This is a genomic window from Acinetobacter sp. M5A5_2a (assembly GCF_053345265.1).
This window is the reverse complement of the sequence record NZ_JBKEZV010000003.1, coordinates 109073-132846: the sequence shown is the minus strand read 5'-3', so window position 1 is coordinate 132846 and position 23774 is coordinate 109073. Positions and strand designations below refer to the sequence as shown.

Sequence of the window (23774 nt, the reverse complement as noted above, 5' to 3'; positions counted from 1 at the left end):
CCACGTATTTATCTGACTCATTTTGATGCTTGAAGCACAGGAGCTATTTTCTATGTCCAACCTCACCTTGTCCCAATTTTTAGAACAACAAAAAGGGAATCTAACACCGGAGTTGGCTCAAGTCATCGATACTATCGCCACAACCTGTAAAACTATCGATCAAGCCTTACAAAAAGGTGCGCTCGCTGGTATTTTAGGAAGTGCGGGTAATGAAAATGTTCAAGGTGAAACACAGAAAAAACTTGATGTGATTTCTAATGACTATTTAATCGATGCATTAAAAGCTCATCCACAAGTAGGTGGTCTTGCTTCTGAAGAGCTTGATGAGTTCACACCAGCCCAAGAAAATGGTAAATATCTGGTTTTATTTGACCCATTAGATGGTTCAAGTAACATCGATATTAATATGTGTGTAGGTACAATTTTCTCTATTCTGCCGGCAAAAAATGCGGTAACACAAGCCGAAGATTTCATGCAAGCTGGTACACAGCAAGTTGCTGCTGGTTATGTACTTTATGGCCCATCAACCATGATGGCTTTAACAGTTGGAAATGGCGTAGCATTCTTTACTTTAGACCCAGAAACTCAAACATTCTTGCTCACTACTGACAATGTTCAAGTTGCAGCAGATACTCAAGAGTTTGCAATTAACGCTTCTAATCAGCGTCATTGGGAAGATCCTGTAAAACAATATATTGATGAATTACTTGCAGGTAAAACCTCTGTTCGTGAAAAAGATTTCAACATGCGCTGGGTAGCATGTATGGTGGGTGATATTCACCGTATTTTATGCCGCAGTGGTATTTTCCTTTATCCATATGACTTAAAAGATCCGAAAAAAGCGGGTCGCTTACGTTTAATGTATGAGGCGAATCCAATGAGTATGCTCATTGAACAAGCTGGCGGCGCATCAACTACAGGCCGTGTTCGCATTTTAGACATCGAACCAACAGAACTTCATCAACGAGTTCCTGTGATTATTGGTTCTAAAAATGAAGTTGAACGCGTAACAAGTTATCATTAATAATTTTAATTACTTAGGGCATCATAGTATGATGGTGCCCTTTTGTTGGATATTTCCTTATGGCTGTTATTTTTTTAGAATCAAAAGACAATGCAAAAATTAAACATTTGCGTGGATTAATCGAACTTAGTAACGCCCGAAAAAAACACCAGCAAACAGTCCTTGAAGGCACTCATCTTTGTTTAGCTTGGCTACAGCAACAGAAGAAGCTTTTCTCTTTATTTACGACAGAACAAGCATTAGAACACGAAGATTTAAAAGAAATAATCGATCTACATCAAGGTCATATCTTTGTTATTAGTGAAGTTTTATATAGAGATTTAAGTACATTAGGTACGAGTCTGCCTTGTTTAGCTATTATCGATTTACCTAAAACTGCATCAACGATCGATTACAACGTAGATACTTTGATTTTAGAAAATATCCAAGATCCTGGTAACGTAGGCACATTGCTACGTTCAGCAGCAGCAGCAAATATTAAACAAATTATTTGCACACAAGGCTCTGCATCACTTTGGTCTCCGCGAGTTTTAAGAGCAGGTATGGGAGCGCATTTTAGCTTACATTGTTTTGAAAACTTCCAACTCACAGATATTCTTCCAAAATTTCCTATTCCAGTTTTTGTTACAAGCTCACATCGCTCAACAAGCCTCTATTCACAAGATCTTTCAAAACCCTGTGTATGGATTTTAGGAAATGAAGGTCAAGGTGCAAGTGATTACGCATTAGATCACGCACAATCAGTGACTATTCCTCAACCAGGTGGACAAGAGTCATTAAACGTAGCAATTGCAGGATCTATTTGTTTTTTTGAGATGGTTCGTCAACGCCAATAAAACGTTAATTTATTTTACATCTCACATATTTGTGAAAAAAATCAATTACACTAGTAAAAAATAGCCGATTGTTGTCAACCTCCCACCTCTTTTCAACGTTATATAAGAGATATATTGAAGATAAGGTGGGTATGTCCAATGACAGGATTTTCCATCTCCATGGATTTAGCACCGAAAAAGTCTCGATCGGAAACATCTAGTGCTCATGCAAGCACGGCTGAACAACGCCTGAAAGTTTTCATGCAAGATGTAACTGGTCGCGCTTTGGTGATGATGGAGAGCGCTACCCAAGGTCAACAAGGTATTGCAATGGATTTGGTTCAAGAAGCATTTATTGCTTTACACAAATCTTATGCCGATAAAAGTACAGAAGAATGGTACCCCCTGTTTTATACGATTTTAAACAACAAACTTCAGGATTGGCGCCGCAAAGAATCTCGTAGAGCAAACCCATTTTCATTCTTCAAAAAAGTTAGTCTGGACAATGACGACGACGAAATTATTGATGTAGTTGATGAAAAAGCCATTAATCCTGCGGATTTTCTCGATCAAGCAGTGACTATCGAAGAAATTCGAGAAGCGATTTCAAAACTACCTGTTCGTCAACAACAGGCTTTTATGTTACGTGCGTGGGAAGGTTTTGACACACACACAACAGCTCAGATCATGAACTGTACCGAAGGTAGTGTAAAAACCCATTATCACCGAGCAATTCAGGGACTTAGAGAGTACTTGGCCCATTTAAATCCCTTGGGAGGTTCTGATGAATCATGATGATTTCACTAAAAAGGTGACGTCTAAACTTGATAGTTTGGCACATCACCATAAAAATAAAACAGTGGTCATGAATCATGTGCTTGACCGTATTCAACAAAAACCAGCCTCTTTTTATAGTGTCTGGAAAATGTCTGGTTTTGCACTTGCAGCAGCGATCACAGGTTTTGTAATTTTACCTAATTCAGCAGATATTGTTGATAAGCCACAAAATCAAGTGATTGTAAATCCTAAATTATCCCCACAAATGGTGGAAGATTTAGAAATGCTAATGGTCTTGGGTGAGGATAAAGTACAACATGGCAGCTAAAAAATTAGCTCTTATCCTTTGTTCATTAAGTTTCTTGCAAACCAGTTTTGCAGGTTTTGAACGATTTTGGATTTTTTCTAAAGATGCCAATACACAAGTTGATGACACATGGAATGCCCTTTCTGAAGAGGAACAACGTGCAGTTATTAAACGTTACCAGAGCTTAAAAGAGTTACCAGCGAATCAAAGTACGAACCTACAGCAACGTATGGACTGGTTTACTCAGCTCCCCGATGCTGAAAAAGAAAAAATGCGTGAAGCATGGCAAAAAATGAGTACACAAGAGCGTAATGATTTACGCCAGCGTATGCTTAAAGCGAATGGTGAAGAAAGAACAGCTATTCGTGAAGAATATATGAATAAGTATTTAGAACATTAATATAAGTATGTGAAGTTCACACACCGTGAGTTTCATGACTTATATACTTTCCATAAAAAAGCCTCCAATTGGAGGCTTTTTATTTTATATAATTTATTTACGGTAGCGTCTATAGACCGCTAAACCAAGTAAAGATGCTATAGATAGAATTCCTAAGCTACCACCACCGCCTCCTCCACGTGTATCGTCTGTAGTAGTTGCAGTACTTACTAGATTAATTGTCCCAGCTTTAGGTGAAATTTTACCATCTGCATCATAAACGTTATAGCTTAACGAATCATTGAAAACGTTAAAGACGTTAATTGCCTGAATATAAATATTCCCACCATAACAAGTTTTATCTTTGTCATCTTTCGGACATGGCCCTTCTCGATCAGCTTTAACTACCTTAAAGATTCCATCTTTTGAAGTTTTACTTGGTAAATAGATTGGTAACTCTACGCCTTTTTCATCTACCCAAAATTGTGCTTTAGGTTTTGAAATCGTGCTTACTGGACCATCTCCATCATCATTAGCATATTTAAGAAGATTCAATGGAATAGTTTCATTTGCAAGATACTTAAAGGTAATTGTCCCATCTCCAGAAACAGGTTCAATATTATTAAAACGCGCTTTAATTAAACCACTTGAGCTTGATTTACTATCGGCTGTTGTAATCGTATATTTACAATAAGCATAGCTACCTGCTTGAGTCACCGTATCGTCTTTGCGATAAAAAACAATTTGCTGTAAAGCGCTATTCCACTCACAAAATACCTTGTCCTCATCAGTCAAAGCATCAATTTGGCTTTGATCAAATTTGTCATCAAGCGATCCAATACCTAATGCTTCTGTTGTAATACGATAATCAGTTGTATTGAAGAACTTCAAAATATGATTAGCATCTTCATTTGGTAGTGGCAAATCATAGTTCTTTAAATCTAGATATATAGCACGATATTTCAGATTTGCCTTGGTCTGATCTATCAAATTTTTATATTTAGTAGCATCTGCTTTTAATACCGTTAACATAACTGCATAGTCAGGATTTTTAATACTTTCCTGCACTCGATCATATGATTGTTGATATGTATTGATTAATGTAGTTAATGAAAGATTACTAACATCCTTTAAATCACCAGAAGTGAGCTTCATTAACTCCACAGAACCAATATCACAGCTATTACGACTCTCTGACTGGTAATAAGAGGTTCCATCTGTCAAACGGTTTAAACCACGTTGGTCAACTGTAGCACAAGTTCCTTTACCATCTTTATCAACATTAATCAAATCTACTTTATTAGTATCAATAATCTCTTTGGGATAATAAATAGGTAACCAACCTGTATAATTTGTTGCTGTTTGTAAAGGACTTAACAGATCACCAAAGGATTGTGAACTAATATCAATATTCGTATGGCCTTCAGGTAAAGATTCTTTTGGTATATCACACTTTCCTGTTGTAGAGCTCCAGTCAAGGGCATTGAAGTTCAACGTTAAACCTACACTCTTTTGCTCTGCCGCCACGCCTAAAAGATATTTACAGGCATAACTTCCAGTATTATAAGCCAGTACGTTAAAACTAAGTTTTTTTGTGCCTAATTTGTCGTAGAGGAAAGTACTATTCGCGTTGTTTTCAACAATTGTATTATTTAAGAGTACTAAGCTACTGCTTGAACTTAAAATACTTGAAGTATTAGCTGGATTATTAGTATCGCCAGTAAACTTAATAATACTGCCGTTAGTGCTATTCGATATATTTTTTGCAATCGTATTAACCGATAATGTCGCACTAGGTTTACCACAAAACTCAAATGTACTTATTGAATCTGTATTACCATTATTCACAATACTATTTAATGTAAGGCTAATGGTACGTGGTGCATAGACGGTGTCACTAAAACACCCCATTGATAAAACACTACCTTGTGTTGCGTTATTACCTTTTAGTAATGAATGATTTACTGACAAAGTAATATTAGGTGAAGCTAAATAAATTGCTCCACCGCTTGTTGCCCGAGATGATAAAATCTGGCTATTTTGCAAAGCAATATCAGCACCCGCATAAATCGCGCCACCTTGGCCAGTTGTAACGCCATTTTCAAGAATCACATTATTTAAGCTTAATGGCTGTTTATAGGTAGTCGTATTGAAAATGCGTGATTTACCTTGAGCATTAATACGTGTTTGTATGTCAAGTTGTGCGGGATAATCATTAATCAATACATCTTTATGTTCCCAATCCTGTTCTTTTAGATTTAGGAAGCTGTTATCACTATATGCATAACCTTCGATAATAATATTTGCATTTGGAACTAATTCTTTGGTTAATGTATAAGTTCCTTTTTGCAATTTAATATGCTTTGATGTTGTTTCTCGAACATCAATAACAGCACATCCGCCATAAGACTTACGTAACTCAGCCGTCTTAATCGCTTCGCGTAATGAACATGCATTGGTATTTTCACCATCTTCATCGTCAAAAGTTGTAACATCAATTCTTCCAGTCGTGGTATCTGCAAATAATGGCATTGCAGCAATCACAGCTAATGCTAAAAAAGCCTTTTTATAATTTTTCATAGCCTTTATCATCCTTGATTATGACTTTAAACGTCGTAAAGCAATTAAGCCAAATAAACCTAAAATTAAGCCACCACCGACACTTCCCCCGCCACCCGTACTTACAGTTTTATCCTCAATACCAGATGGTGGGTCTTGTACGATTTGAACTGGAACCGTTAGATAAACATCTGCTGCATTATTAAAACGTGTTGTAGTTGTAACGACTAAAAGGTTAAAAACATCGGCTCCATGCCAGTTACCATTTGGAACATAAGTTAAGTTTCCTTGAGTATCAATTGATAGAGTTCCTTTAGATGGCGTGCTTGTCTGAACCACTTTCATACAACCTGATTGCCATGCTTTACCATCTGTTCTTTTTCCAAACATTTTTTCGCATGTTTGTGGAGAAACTAATTCACCATCACCCACAACATCAGCAATATTAAATTTGGCAATTTCTCCGTATTTAATATCTTGACCATGCGTACTAATATCATCTCGATTAATTGTTAATTCAATTGAGCCTAAATCGCATAGCTCATCATAACCGCTTCGATTTTTTCCACGTTGATCTTGTTTTTCACAACTTGCTAAACCGACAGAAGTTCCATCACTATATAAACGACCTTTGTTAATTAACAATGACTGTGAAAGGCTTGTATATTTATCGAGAATTCGGGGTTTAAAGAAACCTAAGAAACTATCACTTGGTGTTGAATAAGGACAAAGCAATCCATCTGCAGGTGGTACTTCGCAGGTTCCTTCATCTGTATTCCCTGCAATTAGTTTTTCACTGGATGGATAAATAATATTAGGAAGTGTTGTCGAAGCATTACGGTTACATTCCGTAGTCACCAAATTGCTCTGTACAATCGTTTTATCTGTTGCAGATGTCTGACAGTTGGTTGTATTGCCCACTAGAATACTATTAGAAACGGAAGCTTTTCCTTGTGGAGCATCAAAAAATAGCCCACCCGCGTTTTTAATCATTGTAATGTTATTGATCACCATCCCATCTCGGACATTGGCAATAAAACTACCTTTATTATGGAAAATCGTACTATTACTTAAACCAATAACACGCGAATTTAAGTAGCCCCCTGTACTTTCATCAGCGAATTTAGTTTGTGCATGAAATAGCCCACTCTCTGCTGAAGTTACATCATTATCACGCACTACAGATCGGGTAATATAATAAAGTGGCATATCACTATATAAAACCCCACCCTGACTTGCTTTGTTATTTTGCATCAGACTATTCGCAATCGTTACTGAGCCTGCTGTTTTTATAGTATTGGATAGAATACCAGCGTTATAAATTGCTCCACCACGTGTTGCATATCCATCCATTAAACGTGAATTTTGAATAATTAATTGTTCATGGTTATAAATTAAACCACCATCACCATTTGGTGCTAGCGTCTTTAGGCCTGCACCTTTTAAATTGACATCAGTAAATAAAACTGTAAAAGAGGCTTTTTCAACACTACCATCATCTATACGGAATAGCTGATCCGTACCCACCATTTTAATTGTTGCATTATGGGAGTTGGGCTGCCCTTCTTCAACCAATGTAGAATCATTCTTTGCTGTACTAATACTCAGAGCTGCAGAAATCGTTATACTTTTATTCAATGCATATTCTTTATCACGCTGCAAAATAATATTTGAAGAGGCATCTTTATTTCCACATCCGTGATAACCAGTTGCATATTTTTCAACATCAGCAGCATTAGAAGATGCACGATAATTAAGAAATTGTACGGCCTCACGCAACGTACATAGCGTATCGTCTTTATCTTCATCAATTAAGCTTGTGACTTGAATATCGGCAGAATACGCGTGTCCAGCAGCAGCCAATAAAGCAAAAGCAATGCTCCGTTTGAGCATACCCATCTCCTTACATCTTTTTTCATTTTTTTTGTCAATATTGCAAAAATTTCACTTTTGCAATCGCATCCTTTGTGCGTACTTTGTCACAGCAAGTAGAATTTCTCAAGACATTTTGGTCGGTCTGTAGAGTCATTTTTGAACCAGATTACAAAAAGCTTCATACATTCAAAAAACTTTTTTAAATACAAAAATTGACTCATTTAAAAATTAGAAGGAAATTTAAAAAGATGTAAATACAAGTGCTCTGAAATTAGAAATCTTGTGCCAGAGACTCTATTTTTAATAGGTTTTTATAAATTTAGGCAAAGCAATAAAGCAGAATGAAAGAATTTCTATTGTTGATATTCATCAATCAAAGCATAAATTTGTCTTAAAGTTGCATTCGAAAGTTTTGTTTTTTCGCCTTTGAGCAATTTTTCTAATTGGGCAACTGTCTGTAGTAAAAGAGAGGCTTGGTGAGGGCCATGTAACAATAAATAGTCAACAATTTGCTGATCAAAATGAATACCACGTCTAGACATTACAGATGTAACCAAAGCATAGCGGTCCGCATATAAACTTCCACTCGGTACCTTAACACTGACAGCTTGGGTAAGTCGCGATTGTAAGTCTGGTAATTCCAACTTTAATTCGATAGGTGCTACACGCGAAGAAAATACCAACTGCCCTTCATGATTATTCATTAAATGAAAGACAGCTTTTTGCCAATGAGGAACACCACTAATCGATTCAATATCATCCAGAGCAACAAGGTCATAATGCTCTAAAGAAGTAATTGCTTCGATAGGAGCATCCAGGAGTTCAAGCAAAGAAACTTTAATCGCAGATTTGCCTATTTCTAAATAAGAGTCACAAATTGCGGAAAGTAAATGACTCTTACCTGTCCCTGCCCCACCATAGATGTAAAACCTACTGACTAGACCAGCATGTAGTTGACGCACAGCATCGACTACATTCCCCCAACTTGGTCCCGAGAAATCACTGATTCGGGCATCAAGTTGAGGTTCTATATCCAGTTGGAGTTGACGCATATATCGAATTAACCTTGAAATTATTTCTGGTCAGATGGTTTCAGTTTATCTGTATCTTGCTGTGTTTTAACCTCAAGATCAAGCTTAGTGCTTTCGGTTTCTACATGAATTTGCTCAATATCACCTTGTTGTATGACTAACGCAGACGGTGAAGCGTAAAGTGAGCTTCTTTCATAGTTATCTCTTAAGTGTTTCAACAACACTACAATAACAGCCGCAACAGGCAATGCAATTAACATTCCCAAGAATCCTGCAAGTTGCGCGCCTGCCAATACTGCAAAAACAACTGCTACAGGAGATAGACCAATTTTATCGCCCAGTAAGAATGGCTGTAGAATATAGCCCTCTACCGCTTGGCCAATCATAAAAACTACACCAACGAGTAATAAATGCATCCAGTCCAATCCGAACTGGAACAAGCTTGCGATAACCGCCGCAATAATACCTACTGCAAACCCTAAATAAGGAATAATACTGGCAAGGCCAGCCACCATACCAATAATAAGACCAACTTCCAAACCAATGAGCTGCAAACCAACCGCATATACTATGCCTAGCAACAGCATGACGAGAAACTGACCTTTAACAAATGCCCCTAAAACGCTATGACATTCACCAACGATTTGCAAGGTAGTTGCTTCATATTGACGTGGAATGAGACGACGTAAGTTCTGTAACATACGATCCCAGTCTAGTAAAAAATAAAAAGCAATAATTGGAATTAAAACAACTGTTCCACCAATCTGAATAAAATTCAAACCAGACTGGGCTAATTTTAATAACACTGACTGAATACTATCGGCACTATAATTGGTTTGAACATATTCCATCACAGCTTTTGACATCTGCTCTGTGTCAATTTCCATTGCCTGGAGATTAAAAGTTGAAGATACCCAAGGCAAAAAGGTAGCGTTAATCCAGTGAATACCAGCTGGAATACTATCTCGGGCATAAACCAATTGTTTCCAGATTAGAGGAACCAAATACCACAAAGCGATGGTTAGAGTTACACCTATTCCTATAAACACCACGCTAATTGCTAACCAGCGAGGCAATTTGATTTTTACCAGAACATCAACAAGTGGACTGAATAAATAAGCCAGGAAAAAAGCGCCGATAAAAGGAATGACTACAGGCTTGAGTAAGTACAATACCCATACCAGCAATACAATACCTGCGAGTAAAAAAATACGGCGCAGTATACGATCTTGCATAAAATCTAGCCTTTTTTGATTTAATCGTTATAAATGAAAAAATATTTTTATTAAAGATAGCATTTTCGAGCATAAATAACATAAGAGTTTCGTATATTCAGGTTATAATCTGCCGCCAATGCGGAGACTTCATTTATGAGCAACTCAACTTCTACCCCAAATACCGGTTTAAGCTATAAAGATGCGGGTGTCGACATTGAAGCGGGCGACGCACTGGTCGATCGTATCAAGTCAGTCGCTAAACGTACAAGTCGTCCTGAAGTAATGGGCGGACTTGGTGGCTTTGGTGCACTATGCAAAATTCCTAAAGGTTATGAAGAGCCTGTTTTAGTTTCTGGAACCGATGGTGTAGGAACTAAATTACGTTTGGCACTTAATCTTAATCGTCATGACACAATCGGCCAAGATCTTGTGGCTATGTGTGTAAATGACCTTTTAGTTTGTGGTGCAGAACCATTATTCTTCCTTGATTATTATGCAACTGGTCACTTAAATGTTGACGTTGCTGCAAATGTTGTTACTGGTATTGGTAAAGGTTGTGAGCTTGCAGGTTGCGCACTTGTAGGTGGGGAAACAGCAGAAATGCCAGGCATGTATGAAGGCGAAGATTACGATCTTGCTGGTTTTGCTGTTGGTGTTGTTGAGCAAAGTAAAATTATTGATGGCTCTAAAGTAAAGTCTGGTGATGTGCTTATTGGTGTTGCATCAAGTGGTGCTCACTCAAATGGTTATTCATTATTACGTAAAATTTTAGACGTTAAAAATGTTGATTTAACTCAAACGATTGATGGCCGTCCTCTTGCTGATGTAGCAATGGAGCCAACTCGTATCTATGTAAAACCAGTTCTTGAGCTATGCAAACAAGTTGATGTACATGCTATGGCACACATCACTGGTGGCGGTTTACCAGGTAACTTACCTCGTGTATTACCAAATGGTGCACAAGCTGTCATTGATGAAGCTTCTTGGGAATGGTCTGAATTATTCCAACTTCTGCAACGCGAAGGCAATGTAGAACGCTTTGAAATGTACCGTACGTTTAACTGTGGCGTAGGTATGGTCATTGCTGTTGATGCAAATGATGCGGAAAAAGCAATTGAAGTGCTTAATGCTCAAGGTGAAAAAGCTTGGAAAATCGGACATATCCAAGAAAATGCTGAATCAGTGGAAGGCGCAGACGAAAAAATTCGTGTGATCTTTGCATGATAAAAATTGCTGTTCTAGTCTCTGGGAACGGCAGTAATTTACAAGCCTTGATAGATGCAAATCTATCAGGGCAAATTGTAGGTGTACTGTCTAATAAAGCAGATGCTTATGCCCTAGAGCGTGCTCAAAAAGCTAATATTGCTACGGCTGTTATTTCCCATAAAGACTTTCCAACTCGTGAAGTGTTTGATGAAGCAATGCATCAACAACTCTTAGCTTGGCAAGTGGATGTAGTTATTTTAGCCGGCTTCATGCGCATTTTAACTCCCACCTTTGTCAATAAATGGCAAGGGAAAATGCTGAACATACATCCTTCACTTCTTCCAGCTTACAAAGGCGTGAACACTCATCAACGTGTTTTAAATACAGGTGATCGTTTACATGGTTGTACCGTACACTTTGTAACTGCTGAACTAGATTCTGGTCAATCAATTGCCCAATCCGCTATTTCAGTTAAAGAACATGATACTGCCGCTTCATTAGCAGATCGAGTACATACACTTGAGCACTTTATTTACCCACAAGTAGCAGAGTGGTTATGTAACGGTCAACTTACATGGAAAAGTGGTCAAGCTTATTTCCGTGATCAAGTTCTTAAACACCCTATTCGTTTTGCAAATTGGTAAAGCATTTTACTTACAAGCAAAAATAAAAAAAGGACATGCTAGCATGTCCTTTTTTTATAAGTTTAAAAATTAATTTGGCTGAGTATGAATCAATTTCTTTATAGAGTTTACTGTATCAATAGGATGTTCTAGAGGGAACATATGTCCCCCTTCAACCACGGTAAACGGAATTCCCATTTTTCGCTTTGCCATTTGAGGAAAGCCTCTTTTTAAGAAATCACTTCCTTTACCCACAACTAAATGCACAGGCATCTTAGGTTTTGGCATTGGTAGCCACCACCAAGAAGGATTTTTCCGAAAAATTGCAACTTCATCTTCACGAGAAATAGTTAAAGTAACTCCACCGCGGACCGAGTCTTCTTTTAAAGCATAGTCAATGTAAGCTTGAAAACAATCTTCATCAAAATCTTTATAGAAGCCTTTAGGACGCAGTAATTCGGCCGCCTGTTCTCTCGATTCCCAATGTTCACGACGACGTGCAGATAAGCCTGCTGGTGTCATCGCATCAACTAATTTAGGACGAAATAATTTTGCCATATGAAAAGCAAATGAATATCGTCCTAAAATAAGAGGAGGATCTAACATAATCACTTGAGAAAAGAGTTCAGGACGCTGAAAAGAGGCCATCAAAGTTAAAACTGAACCAAGAGAATGCCCAAGTCCAATGACTTTACGTCCTTTAGCCTGCCGCACAATACTATCAATCACCTGATCAACCAAAGAAGGCCAATGGTTAGTCACAGGATAACGCTTATCAGGACCAATCAGGGGAACATAAATAATGTCATATTCCCCTTTCAACTGGTCAAACAGTTTTTGATACACTTTTGAGGGTACGCCATTCGCATGAGCAAAGTGTATAACTGGTTTCATTGACATACCGCTATCCTAAAACAGATTTTATTGTAATTTTGCGCTTTGACGAGTCTGCACTTCTTGAGCAATAGATTCACTTACCCCTTGCCCTATTTGTGCACCCATACGACCTAAAATTGATTGTAATGGGTTACGCTCAATTGTGTAGTCAACTTTATTATCAAGGTTTAGCTCACGCATCAAGCTCGTAATGTTACCTGAACGGTCAGCAACACCTAACTGGATTGCTTGTTCACCAGTCCAGAATAAACCAGAAAAAATAGCTGGATCATTCGATTTCAAACGCTTTCCACGTCCTTCTTTAACTGCTGTAATAAAGTGAGTATGAACATTATCAAGAACAGATTGAATGTGCTGCTTTTGCACAGGATCAATCGGTTTTGTCATACTTAAAATGTCTTTATTCGTTCCTGCTGTTAAAGTGCGGTCTTCGATACCAAGTTTCTGAGCTAAACCAGTAATCCCATAGTTAGGCATGATGACACCAATTGAGCCCACTAAACTCGATGGATTAACAATAATCTCATCTGCAGCAGAAGCAATATAATACGCACCCGATGCACCCATATCACCAATAACGGCGTAAACCTTCTTATCAGGATGCTGTTTTTTCAAATAACGAATTTCCTGCCAGATTTCATCAGACTGAACTGGAGAACCGCCAGGTGAGTTAATATTAAGTGCAACAGCTTTACTGTTTGATGCCTCAAAAGCACGCTTAAGCGCTTTATTGGTATCTTCACTATTCACAGATTGATTGCTTGAAGCATCAATAGTTCCAATAATATCTACCACTGCCAGATGAGCACTGCTGCTACTTACAGCAGATCCTTCTTTACTGGTTGAGCAGCCTTTACCCATGAGTACAATAATAAATAATAAATAAATAAAAGTTAATGTTTTAAAGAAGATACCCCAACGGCGACTTCGACGCTGTTCCTCTACAGAGGCAAGTACAGCCTTCTCGAGAATTTGCCATTCTGGTCCATTTTGTTTAGGGATTATAGGTTCATTTTGTGGTTTTGGCGGCCAATCGGACATAAAATTCCAATCCAAATTAATCTAAAATGATGTCATTATATACGTTGATTTGATAAAAACTGTCTAAATAATATGATTTCATTTATAATAATTTTATCTTTTTTTAATTATTGCTTCCTTTTCCCGCGATAGATGACCAAATTAGATATAAAAAGCATGAACTATTTCCTACTCAAAACTTTTAGCCGCCAGCCAATTAAATTTGGACGTTTTTTTGCTCGTATGTTGGCAGGGTTAATCAATACTTTAAAAATTACTAAAACATCAAAAAGTATAGAACTAAATCTACAAATCGCCCTTCCACATTTAACGCCACAACAGCGAATAGAGATTACGCAACAAGCTATTCGTAATGAAATCACCTCATACTTTGAATTTTTAAGTATTTGGGGTTCATCAAATAGTAAAAATATCGAAAGAATTCACCATGTTGAAGGTGAACATTACTATCACGAAGCGCTTGCAGCAAAAAAAGGGCTTGTTATGATCATCCCACATTTTGGCACATGGGAAATCATGAATGCCTGGTGTTCACAGTTCACTTCAATGACAATTTTATACAAGCCTGTAAAAAATGTAGATGCAGACCGTTTTGTTCGAGAAGCACGTAGTCGTGAGCAAGCCAATTTGGTCCCTACAGATGAAACTGGTGTAAGACAAATTTTTAAAGCTTTAAAACAAGGTGAAACCACCGTAATTTTACCTGACCATACCCCCAACATCGGCGGCGATATGATCAATTATTTTGGTGTTCCACTTGCCTCAAGTAATTTAAGTGCCAAACTCATCCAAAAAACTAAAGCAAAAGCCTTATTCCTTTACGCAATTCGTAACGAAAATGATGGCTTTACGATGCACATTGAACCTATGGATGAGAAGATCTACGAAGGTAGTGCAGATGATGGAACTTATGTCATTCATCAGGCTATTGAACAACTCATCCAGCGTTATCCAGAACACTATCACTGGAGCTATAAACGTTTTAAGGCAAATCCTGCTTTAGATAATATTTACAATATTGATCCAAATGAAGCACTTCAAATTGTAGATAGACTTAAAGCCGAAGCTTCACAAAGTTCTGTGGAGCCAAGTGCGCTCAAAACGTCGAGTGTATAAAACCATTTGTTGATTCTGAGATACAAAACTTAATGTTCCTTGCTCAATTGTACTTTTAAAAGGAATATTAAGTGCTTGTATTCTCGCTATCACCTCTTTGCTTGGATGACCGTATCTGTTATTAAAACCGGCAGATGCAACAACAAGCTTGGGATTTAAAGTCGCTAAGAAGTCATAGGCAGAACTATGTTTACTACCATGATGACCCAATACCAAAACATCTACTTTTAAATCAGGATATTCTTTTATCAATTGATATTCAGCTTCCCATCCGGCATCCCCCATAATTAAATAGTTTTGGTAACCTTTTATCTGTTTTAAATGAATATAAACGACACAAGAGTATTGATTTTGATTTGAAGAAACTAAATTTAAATCATTTTCTTTAGGCCAAAGTATCTCAATATCTAACTGGGGATATTGCCATTTTTGCCCCTGATGACAATAAGTAAATGGTTCTTTAACCTGCTCTTTCCACAACTCATTCGATATGACTTGTTTGATAGGAAAAGCCTGACTTATCGCCGGAAATGCACCACTATGATCTTGGTCAAGATGAGATAACACCACATGATCTAATTGTTTAATACCTTTCTGACGTAAATATGGGATCACTACATTTTGACCAATACTAAACGCCTTCTCATCATAAGAACCGCCAGTATCAATTAACCATGTCTGCTCTGGATGTTGTAAAAAAATAGATTGGCCTTGGCCTACATCTATAATATTTAATTGAATTTGCTGGGATGACTTATTTGGAATGATTAAGGGTAAACAACATATAAGCCCCCAAGATTTCGGTAAAACACCACGTGGTAAAAATAAGATAATAATGACACAGCTAAGACACACTAAAGCAAGCGGTGTCAGACTAAAACCTTCCAACGGTAGAGATGATTTCTCTAAAAGACTAAAACATGTCAGCACCATACTGAGCAAAATATCATTAATCTGAAAGAGTGCATTTCCAAGTGAATTAAAAATAAGCCACACACAAGCAGCGAAAATATTTAAAGGAACAATAACTCCTCCTAACAGAGGAACAGCAATAATATTTGTGAGAGGTGCTACCCATGAAATCTGCTGAAAGAAAATCAACATTAGAGGACATAGGGCAATAAATATTTTGCCCTGAGATTCAATTAGGGTTTTAGTTAAAAGAATTATTCTAGATAGCAAACTCAATGAGGCAAGATTTGGAGCCTGTACGATGGTTTGATAAATGCGTAATAAAATAAAGCAAGAACCATAAGAGAGCCAAAAACCTGCCGATAAAACACTGAAGGGATCGAAAAGTAAAAGTAGACTTGCACTATAAACTAAGAGCGAAAATGGTTTAACAGGCAGTTTGACTAACAATAAAAAGGCAAATAAAAATACTGAAAGTAACGTTCTTAAGGCTGGAATTTCAAAGCCTACAAATGCGGTATAAATCAAAACACCGAAACATAATGGAATCATTGCCAATATTTGTTTGGGTTGCCACAAATAAATCTGTGGATAATAACGTCGTACTAATTGATGAAAACCCCAAGACAACATGATGGAAAAAATTAGTACATGAGGCCCTGAAATGGCTAACAAATGAGAGATTCCTAACTGTTTAAATTGATTTTTAGTATCCTCATTTAAAAGACTTTCATCTCCTGTTAGAAGTGCTAATAACAATCCTTTGTTCTGAAATGGAGATTTTTTTAGCATTAATCTAAATTTTAGACGGAGTTTTTCTATATTTAATTGTTGTCTAGTAAAAAACTTTTGTTGCTGTTGTAAATGATTTTGATAACCCAATCGATAAATTTCATCAGAGCTTAAAGGTTCAATATGCTGAACATTGAAACCTGACATTATATTTCGTTGAATGAACCATTGTTCCTGATCAAAAGCACCTGATACTGCATAACTATGAGCTGGTCTGGTTTTACCCGAAATCCGATAGTAGTGGCCTAATTGTAATTTTGGCCTCTCTATCAATGCCTTCTCATTTTCATTTTTTAAATATAATAGCCAATTGACTACATGGGATGACCGCCCTAGAACCTGAGCAAGTTGCTGTGTCTTATTATCTTTTTCTTCACTTATTCGGTCTATATACACAACAATGTCTAAAGGCTCAGGTTGCATCTCCCGTAGTTGTAGTCTTTCATTTAAGGCATGCTGAGCATATTGATGACCTATAATAAAAAGGCTTAGACCGCAAATTAAACAGTAACCTGCCTTTAATAGAGGTCGATTTACAATAATATGCCGCTTAAAAATATAAAAAATTAAGCAGATAAAGAGCAGAACTTTACCAATCCAACCATATTGCATTATTAAAGGAAGATCTATTCCCATGAATGCAATACCACCAACCCACCCCACTAAAATAAGCTTTAACATTTAAAATCATATCGTTATCTTTTTAGGGGCAAAATTAAAGCCCAACTAAGTGGGCTTTAACAATGTGATTTAATGACAATTTTTTAAGAACCGCTCACCCAAAGACCATCTTCCATATGCAAGATTGAATCTGCAGCCTGGGCCAACTGCTCATCATGAGTCACAATGAGCATGGCCATGTTGAGTTCTTTCTTAAGATCGGTCAGTAATTCAAAAATGCCTAAAGCCGTTTTACGATCTAGGTTTCCGGTTGGTTCATCAGCCAAAACAACCGCAGGTTGAGTGACCAAAGCACGAGCCAAAGCGACACGTTGGCGCTCACCGCCTGAAAGCTCACCTGGCTGATGATCCATACGATGAGATAAACCCACTCGGTCTAGTAAATATTCAGCTTGTGCTTTTACCGATTTGTATTGGCTATCTGGGCGAAGCATAAGAGGCATTGCCACATTTTCAAGCGCAGTAAACTCAGGTAACAAATGGTGAAATTGATAAACAAAACCGAGGTATTTGTTACGTTGAAAACCACGCTCGGCTTCACCTAAATTATCAAAACGCTGACCATTTAAAAATACTTGTCCTTGCGTTGGTTGCTCTAGACCGCCTAGCGCATGAAGCAAAGTACTTTTACCTGAACCACTCGCACCAACAATCGAAACAAACTGTCCTGCTTCAACTTGTAAAGAAAGACCTTTAATGACTTCAACCTTAGATTTACCATCATCAAAATGTTTATAGATATCTTTCGCTTCTAAAACAATTTTACTCATAGCGCAGTGCCTCGGCAGGTTGAACTTTGGCAGCACGAAGCGCCGGATAGATAGTCGCCAAGAAGCTTAAAAGTAAAGACACAATCACAATAATCGTCACATCTTGCCATCTTAAATAAGAAGGTAGGTAATGCACAAAGTAAGCATCAAATAGATTTAGGCCCAACACATTGTTAAACCATGAAATGATGTCACTAATAGTTAAAGCTAAAATTACACCTAAAACCGTACCTGCAACTGTACCAATCACACCAATGACAGTACCTTGCACCATAAAGATTTTAGTAATCATTGATGGTGACGCCCCTAATGTACGTAAAATGGCAATATCTGATTTTTTATCAGTCACAACCATCACTAAAGACGAAACGATATTAAATGCTGCAACCACAATGATAAGTACAAGTAACAAACCAACTAGCGTTTTTTCCATTTGAATAGCATTAAACAGATTGCCATGCGTATAGGTCCAGTTCGTCGCGTAGAAATTACTTGGTAAACTTTTTACCAAGTCGTCAGCAACTTGGGGCGCGGCAAAAATATCATCTAGTTTTAAACGCACACCTTGGGCACCATCTGGTAAGCGTAATAGGGTTGACGCATCATATAGGGCAATATAACCTACCATAGAGTCGACTTCGGCGCCTACACTAAAAATACCAACCACTTTAAAGCGTTTGAAACGAGGTACTACACCTGCTGGAGATGGCGTTGCTTCAGGTAAAACCAATGTCACACTGTCGTTTAGACGTAAGCCTAATGAATCGGCCATATCTTTACCAAGGACAATACCAAACTCACCCTTTTTAAGTGAATCTAAGCTACCAGCAACAATATGATTTTGAATAATAGACACATTCTTTTCATATTTTGGGTCAATACCCGTCACCATAATACCTGCGACTTGCCCTTGCGCGGTTAACATACCTTGCAATTGGGTAAAAGGTGCAACCCCAGTTACATGTGGATGATGTTCAACTCGTTTTACCAGTTCAGGCCAATCCGTGAGGATTTGTGTAGATGAAACTGTCGCTTGCGGAACCATTCCCAAAACACGGTTTTTTAGTTCTCGATCGAAACCGTTCATCACAGAAAGTACCGTAATCAACACAGCGACACCTAGTGTCAAACCGATCATCGAAACCAATGCAATAAAAGAAATAAAATGATTACTGCGTCTTGCGCGAGTATATCTCAACCCTATATACAGTGAGATTGGTTTAAACATACCTTCTAAATCCAAGGTGATTGATGGGAAATAGCAGATGCTCATGTCAAATCGCATCCACATCTACTATTTGGCCATATCGTTAGATGCTGTATTAAGGTTTAAAAATCAGTAAGTTCTGATCTTTCCTTAACAATCCTAATATTATATTGCTGCGCTATTTTCTACTACTTAAGTTGGGAGATCAATTTGATCATGCATTTCGCTACGAATTAGAACAATTTAATGAATAAGCTCAACAAATTACCCAAATCTTCTCCTATTTAGACTTAATATGCCGAGCAAAATTTCGATTTGCTTGAATGTCTTTATAGAAATATAAAAAGAGTCCAGACAAGATGATTAAAGCCCCTACAAAAACCATAATCGAAAGTTGTTCATGATTTAAGGCAGCTCCAATCATCATAGCTAACATTGGTGTAATTACTGTGGTTAAAGATAAAGTCGTTGGCTGAATATTTTGTATAAGTTTGAAATAACAAAACATGGCGACTAATGAAGCCATCAGTACCGTATAAATTAAGGCAAATAAAGATTTGGCCTCTGGTAAATGTGTCGGTGCATATTGCCAAATAAATGGAATAAGACAACTTGCTAAAATCGAAGAAACTAAAATAGAGCCTGTTGCCTGAGCCATAGGCTGAATTTGTGCATTAACTTTCTTAACCCAGAAAATTGAAAAAGAATAGACAAAAACACTGATCAGCATAAGAACAATGCCAAATGGATGCACATGCTGATTCGATCCATTCAAGCAAATAATCGCTAAACCACTTACGGCGATAGCCATACCTAACCATTGCAACTTATAAAGTTGCTGACCGAATGCAAAACGGCCAATCAGCCCAGCCATAATCGGAGCTAAACCAAACATAAGCGCAATCATGCCTGAACTTAAATATTGGGTAGCGGCATATGTGAAAATTTGAGAACCAATTAAGCTAAAAGATCCGGCAACATAGCTATGAATAGCTTGTCGATGAGTTGGAAAAGGCGTTTTTAAAATCAGTAATATGGTTACTGCCAAAGGCAATGCAATAAAAAAGCGTAACAACAATGCCCACATCAGATGTAAATCGGACACACTCCAAACAATGGCTAATGGAGTTGTTGCCCATATAAACACTAACAAGGCATAGGTTAAAGCCAAATTGGTTTGCGATGGCATGCGATGCTCACTTAGCTGTTTTACGTTTTTGCTTTAAAATTGTTTGATCTAATGCACTCGAAAATTCACGCTTATCCCGCTCGGAAATAGGTGGCGGTCCACCAGTTTGTACACCCGCGCCACGAAGCGTATCCATGAAGTCACGTAGATGTAACCGCGCTTTAACATTCGCAGTTGTATAGACCTCACCTCGGGGGTGAATAGCAACGCCACCCTTTTCAATTACTTGAGCCGCTAGTGGAATATCTTGCGTAATGACAATGTCATTTTCAATCATACGATCAACTATTTCTTTGTCGGCCTGATCTGCACCACTTAAAACCTGTATTGACTTGATGCGAACAGAAGGCGTAATCCCAACATTTTGATTAGCAACAAAGATGACTTCTAACTGATAACGATCTGATGCGCGCAAAATCACTTCACGTAATATTCTTGGTAAAGCATCTGCATCTACCCATAGCTTAAATGGCAGCAAGTTATTCTCTATTTCCACTAAAAATATAAGTCTAACAGATGCTTTTCTAAGGTGAATAGTAATAAACATTAAACTTATTTTTAATTTAGTGTTTAAGTTTTTTTAAGAGCCAGATCTACCTTTTATTTTAAAATTAGCAGCAATATCTATCTTTCAATGACTAAATATGTGCTTTTACAAGAGAATTTACATATGGTGACTTGAAAAATAGCAAACACCCTCGATTTAATATAACAAGTAATGTGAACCCAACAGCATCATGCTTATGAAAAATCAAAACAGTCCAGAAGTTATTAAAGTAAATGAGCAAAATTTTGGTAGTCATGGCGAACATTGGAATCTATTGACGTCCCATCCCGAAACAGATGTACCAAAATGGTTAGGACTAGCACTTGATGCACCTGTAATGCCAATGGGCTTATGTGAACATGAAGAAGATATGGATCAATCTTTTTGGTTGATTCAAGGCCCCCAAGACCAAAAAGTTACAATCAACCAGATTATTGCGGTTGAAAATCAGAAACCTCGCGCACTCAAAACAGCCTTTCCAAGTTTTGAAAGTCCATATCAATATAATGCGAAAATTGAACGTATCATTACTTGTGACTCTGCGACACAAGCTGTTTTAAGTTTAAAACTAAATAAAGATACAACGGTTTATGCATTTGATAATTTATTTAGCGTTAACTCTTGTCAATATGACAAAACCCAAGACTATCAAGTTCAATTTAATGCATGGGCTTATGAATTAGAAACTGTTCCAGCAGGGGAAAAAATTGTTGTTGATGATCCAGCATCAATTAAGCATCACCGTGCATTAAATGCAATTTTAACTGAACATAATGGTGTTGCTCCTGAAAATTTACAGGAGCTTATTAATGAATGGCAACCAAAAACTCCAGAAGATCAAGAACCTGTAACCGTTGATTTTTCAAAAATGGTTGCTTATTTATATGGTGAAACTCTTGGTCAAGAAGATGAAGCATGGTTCCAAGGTAATATCGTTGGCAAAACTTCAATGACATTTATGGGGGCAGAATATACCCTTTATGATGTTACTTTGGTTTTAGAAGATGATCTTCCTGCCATATTAGTGCGCATTGCAACCAAAAACGATTTGTATAAAAACTTTAATATTGGCGAATATATTCGCGGTAATATCTGGATTCAGGCGACTATTTGTGCTAAAAAGGGTGAAACTAATTGAATTTCACTAATATTTTAATAATTAGGTTATTGAATGAAGATTATACCCGAACAAACTACCAGCCTCATTCAATCTAGTAGCCTGCGCGTAAAGGTCGATACTGGTGCGTTTTGCTTTTTTGTATTGGGTATGTTTTTAGCTGCCATATTCATGCACCAGTTTGGTTTAGTTCCTTTTTAGTTTATAAAATTTATTCAAAAATAAAGCCCTCATTTGAGGGCTTTATTTTTGATTTACTTAACCATTACGCTTTGCAAAATCATCCATAAAGTTGATTAAAGCCTGTACACCTTCTAAAGGCACTGCGTTGTAAATACTTGCACGCATACCACCGACAGAGCGATGTCCAGCTAAGTTTAATAAATGGTTTGCTTCCGCTTCTTTTAAGAATTGCTTTTCTAAAGCTTCATCTGCCAAGGTAAACGGTACATTCATAATTGAACGGTTTGGAATTGCAATCGGGTTATTGTAGAAATCGCTTGAATCGATATAACCATATAATGATTGAGCTTTTGCAAGGTTAACTTTATGGATAGCATCTACCCCACCCTGCTCTAGCAACCACTCAAATACCAAACCAGACAAGTACCAAGCATAAGTCGATGGTGTATTAACCATAGAACCATTTTTCGCTTGGTCACCATATTTCAAGATGCTTGGAATTTCTGGTTTAGCTTGATCAAGTAAGTCATCACGAATAATGACAATTGTTAAACCAGCAGGACCAATATTTTTTTGTGCACCGGCATAGATCAAACCAAACTTGGTCACATCTAATGGAGCAGATAAAATACTTGATGAATAGTCACAAACGAGTGGAGCTTTTACATCAGGAATTCCTGCAAACTGTAAGCCACCAATCGTTTCATTATCTGCATAATGTACATAGGCTGCGTTGTCAGATAAATTCCATTCGCTTTGTTCAGAAATTGCGAACTTACCATCTACTTTAATACCAGCGTCTACAACATTAATGTCACCATAACGTTTTGCTTCTTTTAACGCTTTTTCAGACCAGATACCAGTATCAATATAATCAGCTTTATTGTTCTTACCCAAAAGGTTTAAAGGAATCGCAGAAAACTGTAATGACGCACCGCCTTGTAAAAACAGTACTTTATAGTTTTCTGGAATATTCATTAACTTACGTAAATCTGCTTCAGCTTTTTCAGCCATAGCAACATAGTCAGCACTACGATGACTCATTTCCATGATGGATAGACCTTTACCATGCCAATCCAACATTTCTTGTTGAGCTTTTTCTAAAACGGCAGTAGGTAATGCAGCAGGACCAGCACAGAAATTGTACGCGCGCATGATTTTTCCCTTGTATAAAGTCAAACACAATAAAAATGGCATTTAACCACAGATTGCTTAAGCTTGCAGCAGCTTCTCAAGTAAATATTTCAATGCTGGACTGTATTTAGGATCATTTTTTCAATTATTGTTGTATTTATTTCTTTGCTTTTATTTGTGATTTTATCAGTTTAAAACATTTTCATTGAGTAAAGATCAACTTGACTTGTGATTATGATTTCACATACTTTGATATGTAGTACAAAATATGGGCTTTATAATATTTAAGAATTAAAGGGAGCTTAAACCATATTGTTTTTATACAAATGTATAAGAAACAAGATGATAATTGAATTTAATAACAAGAAATTTAAA

The 23774-nt window shown here is 37.3% G+C and carries 22 protein-coding genes and 1 pseudogene; 11 read left to right on the top strand and 12 right to left on the bottom strand.

Annotated features, from left to right (window positions below; genetic code table 11):
* Positions 1-52 precede the first annotated feature (52 nt).
* The 5 genes from ACLBWE_RS05160 (at position 53) to ACLBWE_RS05140 (ending at position 3323) form a co-directional block, all read left to right on the top strand.
* On the top strand, positions 53-1024 hold the full coding sequence (locus tag ACLBWE_RS05160; protein WP_348948970.1) for a class 1 fructose-bisphosphatase: 972 nt from the start codon (positions 53-55) through the stop codon (positions 1022-1024).
* Between the two features lie 59 nt (positions 1025-1083).
* Positions 1084-1860: a TrmH family RNA methyltransferase gene (locus ACLBWE_RS05155; protein ID WP_348948968.1), complete on the top strand. Its 777-nt coding sequence runs from the start codon at positions 1084-1086 to the stop codon at positions 1858-1860.
* A 159-nt stretch (positions 1861-2019) separates the two neighbouring features.
* The gene (locus ACLBWE_RS05150) at positions 2020-2634 is read left to right on the top strand and encodes an RNA polymerase sigma factor (protein WP_005045802.1); all 615 of its coding nucleotides are present in this window, start codon (positions 2020-2022) and stop codon (positions 2632-2634) included.
* Positions 2624-2944 carry a hypothetical protein gene (locus ACLBWE_RS05145; protein WP_348948966.1) on the top strand — a complete coding sequence of 107 codons (321 nt, stop codon included), beginning with the start codon at positions 2624-2626 and terminating at the stop codon, positions 2942-2944. Before ACLBWE_RS05150 ends, ACLBWE_RS05145 begins: the two co-directional genes overlap by 11 nt.
* Positions 2934-3323, top strand: a complete 390-nt coding sequence (locus ACLBWE_RS05140) for a DUF3106 domain-containing protein (RefSeq protein ID WP_004790640.1) — start codon at positions 2934-2936, stop codon at positions 3321-3323. Before ACLBWE_RS05145 ends, ACLBWE_RS05140 begins: the two co-directional genes overlap by 11 nt.
* Before the next feature lie 93 nt (positions 3324-3416).
* Here the strand turns inward: ACLBWE_RS05140 and ACLBWE_RS05135 are convergent, their stop codons facing one another.
* From ACLBWE_RS05135 to cxpE, 4 genes are all read right to left on the bottom strand, one after another.
* Positions 3417-5882: a CSLREA domain-containing protein gene (locus ACLBWE_RS05135; RefSeq protein ID WP_447601568.1), complete on the bottom strand. Its 2466-nt coding sequence runs from the start codon at positions 5880-5882 to the stop codon at positions 3417-3419.
* A gap of 18 nt (positions 5883-5900) precedes the next feature.
* Complete coding sequence (gene rbtA, locus ACLBWE_RS05130; protein ID WP_348948962.1) at positions 5901-7760, bottom strand: rhombotarget A; 1860 nt, start codon at positions 7758-7760, stop codon at positions 5901-5903.
* A 329-nt stretch (positions 7761-8089) separates the two neighbouring features.
* Positions 8090-8788 (bottom strand): DnaA regulatory inactivator Hda, encoded by a 699-nt coding sequence (gene hda / locus ACLBWE_RS05125; protein WP_003650214.1) that lies wholly within the window; start codon positions 8786-8788, stop codon positions 8090-8092.
* A 20-nt stretch (positions 8789-8808) separates the two neighbouring features.
* A complete protein-coding gene (cxpE, locus tag ACLBWE_RS05120; RefSeq protein ID WP_045429480.1) occupies positions 8809-10002 on the bottom strand; it encodes a chloramphenicol efflux transporter CxpE in 1194 nt (397 codons plus the stop codon).
* A 135-nt stretch (positions 10003-10137) separates the two neighbouring features.
* Between cxpE and purM the strand changes: the two genes are divergently transcribed.
* Positions 10138-11208 carry a phosphoribosylformylglycinamidine cyclo-ligase gene (purM, locus tag ACLBWE_RS05115; protein WP_004643711.1) on the top strand — a complete coding sequence of 357 codons (1071 nt, stop codon included), beginning with the start codon at positions 10138-10140 and terminating at the stop codon, positions 11206-11208.
* Positions 11205-11834, top strand: a complete 630-nt coding sequence (gene purN, locus ACLBWE_RS05110) for a phosphoribosylglycinamide formyltransferase (protein ID WP_424613626.1) — start codon at positions 11205-11207, stop codon at positions 11832-11834. Before purM ends, purN begins: the two co-directional genes overlap by 4 nt.
* Positions 11835-11903: 69 nt before the next feature.
* Here purN and ACLBWE_RS05105 read toward each other — a convergent pair whose 3' ends face one another.
* Positions 11904-12713 carry an alpha/beta fold hydrolase gene (locus tag ACLBWE_RS05105; protein ID WP_080027613.1) on the bottom strand — a complete coding sequence of 270 codons (810 nt, stop codon included), beginning with the start codon at positions 12711-12713 and terminating at the stop codon, positions 11904-11906.
* Positions 12714-12734: 21 nt separating this feature from the next.
* Positions 12735-13751: a signal peptide peptidase SppA gene (sppA, locus tag ACLBWE_RS05100; RefSeq protein ID WP_151743882.1), complete on the bottom strand. Its 1017-nt coding sequence runs from the start codon at positions 13749-13751 to the stop codon at positions 12735-12737.
* A gap of 132 nt (positions 13752-13883) precedes the next feature.
* Here sppA and ACLBWE_RS05095 point away from each other — a divergent pair, with 132 nt between their 5' ends.
* Positions 13884-14867 (top strand): lysophospholipid acyltransferase family protein, encoded by a 984-nt coding sequence (locus ACLBWE_RS05095; RefSeq protein ID WP_447601563.1) that lies wholly within the window; start codon positions 13884-13886, stop codon positions 14865-14867.
* On the opposite strand, the gene ACLBWE_RS05090 is transcribed toward ACLBWE_RS05095, so the two are convergent.
* From ACLBWE_RS05090 to ACLBWE_RS05080, 3 genes are all read right to left on the bottom strand, one after another.
* Complete coding sequence (locus ACLBWE_RS05090; protein ID WP_447601561.1) at positions 14820-17252, bottom strand: DNA internalization-related competence protein ComEC/Rec2; 2433 nt, start codon at positions 17250-17252, stop codon at positions 14820-14822. The two genes, ACLBWE_RS05095 and ACLBWE_RS05090, sit on opposite strands and share 48 nt — an antisense overlap.
* Positions 17253-17335: 83 nt before the next feature.
* On the bottom strand, positions 17336-18022 hold the full coding sequence (locus ACLBWE_RS05085) for an ABC transporter ATP-binding protein (RefSeq protein WP_004643715.1): 687 nt from the start codon (positions 18020-18022) through the stop codon (positions 17336-17338).
* Positions 18015-19250, bottom strand: a complete 1236-nt coding sequence (locus ACLBWE_RS05080) for a lipoprotein-releasing ABC transporter permease subunit (protein ID WP_045429455.1) — start codon at positions 19248-19250, stop codon at positions 18015-18017. Before ACLBWE_RS05080 ends, ACLBWE_RS05085 begins: the two co-directional genes overlap by 8 nt.
* A gap of 149 nt (positions 19251-19399) precedes the next feature.
* On the opposite strand from ACLBWE_RS05080, the pseudogene ACLBWE_RS05075 reads away from it, so the two are divergent.
* Positions 19400-19480 (top strand): annotated as a pseudogene (locus ACLBWE_RS05075) (PilZ domain-containing protein); the annotation flags it as partial.
* Positions 19481-19509: 29 nt separating this feature from the next.
* On the opposite strand, the gene ACLBWE_RS05070 reads toward ACLBWE_RS05075, so the two are convergent.
* Positions 19510-20418: a DMT family transporter gene (locus tag ACLBWE_RS05070; protein ID WP_447601559.1), complete on the bottom strand. Its 909-nt coding sequence runs from the start codon at positions 20416-20418 to the stop codon at positions 19510-19512.
* 7 nt (positions 20419-20425) lie between these two features.
* Entirely contained in the window at positions 20426-20914 is a 489-nt protein-coding gene (locus ACLBWE_RS05065) for a YaiI/YqxD family protein (protein WP_016801978.1), read from the bottom strand.
* Between the two features lie 247 nt (positions 20915-21161).
* On the opposite strand from ACLBWE_RS05065, the gene ACLBWE_RS05060 reads away from it, so the two are divergent.
* Together ACLBWE_RS05060 and ACLBWE_RS05055 are read left to right on the top strand one after the other, a co-directional pair.
* Positions 21162-22103 (top strand): hypothetical protein, encoded by a 942-nt coding sequence (locus tag ACLBWE_RS05060; RefSeq protein WP_447601556.1) that lies wholly within the window; start codon positions 21162-21164, stop codon positions 22101-22103.
* A 33-nt stretch (positions 22104-22136) separates the two neighbouring features.
* The gene (locus tag ACLBWE_RS05055) at positions 22137-22283 is read left to right on the top strand and encodes a hypothetical protein (RefSeq protein ID WP_005038822.1); all 147 of its coding nucleotides are present in this window, start codon (positions 22137-22139) and stop codon (positions 22281-22283) included.
* Positions 22284-22340: 57 nt separating this feature from the next.
* On the opposite strand, the gene serC is transcribed toward ACLBWE_RS05055, so the two are convergent.
* Positions 22341-23420, bottom strand: coding sequence for a 3-phosphoserine/phosphohydroxythreonine transaminase (gene serC / locus ACLBWE_RS05050; RefSeq protein WP_447601554.1), 1080 nt, complete (start codon positions 23418-23420; stop codon positions 22341-22343).
* Positions 23421-23774 lie beyond the last annotated feature (354 nt).

Bases quoted from the DNA above. Each gene is read 5' to 3' on its own strand.
- ACLBWE_RS05135 (WP_447601568.1), bottom strand. From the start codon at position 5,882: ATGAAAAATTATAAAAAGGCTTTTTTAGCATTAGCTGTGATTGCTGCA.
- serC (WP_447601554.1), bottom strand. From the start codon at position 23,420: ATGCGCGCGTACAATTTCTGTGCTGGTCCTGCTGCATTACCTACTGCC.
- rbtA (WP_348948962.1), bottom strand. From the start codon at position 7,760: ATGGGTATGCTCAAACGGAGCATTGCTTTTGCTTTATTGGCTGCTGCT.
- sppA (WP_151743882.1), bottom strand. From the start codon at position 13,751: ATGTCCGATTGGCCGCCAAAACCACAAAATGAACCTATAATCCCTAAA.
- ACLBWE_RS05070 (WP_447601559.1), bottom strand. From the start codon at position 20,418: ATGCCATCGCAAACCAATTTGGCTTTAACCTATGCCTTGTTAGTGTTT.
- ACLBWE_RS05055 (WP_005038822.1), top strand. From the start codon at position 22,137: ATGAAGATTATACCCGAACAAACTACCAGCCTCATTCAATCTAGTAGC.
- ACLBWE_RS05105 (WP_080027613.1), bottom strand. From the start codon at position 12,713: ATGTCAATGAAACCAGTTATACACTTTGCTCATGCGAATGGCGTACCC.
- ACLBWE_RS05085 (WP_004643715.1), bottom strand. From the start codon at position 18,022: ATGAGTAAAATTGTTTTAGAAGCGAAAGATATCTATAAACATTTTGAT.
- ACLBWE_RS05145 (WP_348948966.1), top strand. From the start codon at position 2,624: ATGAATCATGATGATTTCACTAAAAAGGTGACGTCTAAACTTGATAGT.
- cxpE (WP_045429480.1), bottom strand. From the start codon at position 10,002: ATGCAAGATCGTATACTGCGCCGTATTTTTTTACTCGCAGGTATTGTA.
- ACLBWE_RS05095 (WP_447601563.1), top strand. From the start codon at position 13,884: ATGACCAAATTAGATATAAAAAGCATGAACTATTTCCTACTCAAAACT.
- purN (WP_424613626.1), top strand. From the start codon at position 11,205: ATGATAAAAATTGCTGTTCTAGTCTCTGGGAACGGCAGTAATTTACAA.
- ACLBWE_RS05140 (WP_004790640.1), top strand. From the start codon at position 2,934: ATGGCAGCTAAAAAATTAGCTCTTATCCTTTGTTCATTAAGTTTCTTG.
- ACLBWE_RS05160 (WP_348948970.1), top strand. From the start codon at position 53: ATGTCCAACCTCACCTTGTCCCAATTTTTAGAACAACAAAAAGGGAAT.
- ACLBWE_RS05155 (WP_348948968.1), top strand. From the start codon at position 1,084: ATGGCTGTTATTTTTTTAGAATCAAAAGACAATGCAAAAATTAAACAT.
- ACLBWE_RS05080 (WP_045429455.1), bottom strand. From the start codon at position 19,250: ATGTTTAAACCAATCTCACTGTATATAGGGTTGAGATATACTCGCGCA.
- purM (WP_004643711.1), top strand. From the start codon at position 10,138: ATGAGCAACTCAACTTCTACCCCAAATACCGGTTTAAGCTATAAAGAT.
- ACLBWE_RS05060 (WP_447601556.1), top strand. From the start codon at position 21,162: ATGAAAAATCAAAACAGTCCAGAAGTTATTAAAGTAAATGAGCAAAAT.
- ACLBWE_RS05090 (WP_447601561.1), bottom strand. From the start codon at position 17,252: ATGTTAAAGCTTATTTTAGTGGGGTGGGTTGGTGGTATTGCATTCATG.
- hda (WP_003650214.1), bottom strand. From the start codon at position 8,788: ATGCGTCAACTCCAACTGGATATAGAACCTCAACTTGATGCCCGAATC.
- ACLBWE_RS05150 (WP_005045802.1), top strand. From the start codon at position 2,020: ATGGATTTAGCACCGAAAAAGTCTCGATCGGAAACATCTAGTGCTCAT.